General features: G+C 44.6%; 1 protein-coding gene. It reads right to left on the minus strand.

Going from position 1 to position 401, the window contains the following annotated elements:
* The coding region (locus tag KJQ99_RS10030; RefSeq protein ID WP_214150758.1) for a hypothetical protein at positions 1 to 379 on the minus strand (379 nt) is incomplete at its 3' end.
* Positions 380 to 401 lie beyond the last annotated feature (22 nt).

Below are 401 nucleotides of genomic sequence, written 5' to 3' on the forward strand. Positions count from 1 at the left end.
GTCCCTCGATTTCAAACGTTTCGACGTTTTTGAGGTGCTTGTCAAGATACCGCTGTCGTCGCCCTTCCAAAGTTGAAATCAAAAGCTCATGTTCAATTCTGTATTTTTCCCAACCGGAAGCAAAAACAGAATCGACAAAAGATTTTGACTTGCTCAAAGGGAAGAACCAAAACAGCTGATTCAATTCGTCGGCTGCTTTGCGCTCTTCATAAGACATGTTCTTGTCATTTTGAAAATCCCACGTATCGTATGCCCGAATCATCTCAACCAGCTCTGCCAGTTCTTTTTGCTTTTGCTTTGGAACAAGCGCAAAATTCGGCTGGAGAGTCATGAAATCCCAAACCAGACTGACCGCGCTCGGCGTGACGTTTTCATCCAACGGCAAAATGCAGTTCTTCGAG

It is taken from the genome of Campylobacter sp. 2018MI13 (genome assembly GCF_018501135.1).
GTDB lineage: Bacteria > Campylobacterota > Campylobacteria > Campylobacterales > Campylobacteraceae > Campylobacter_E.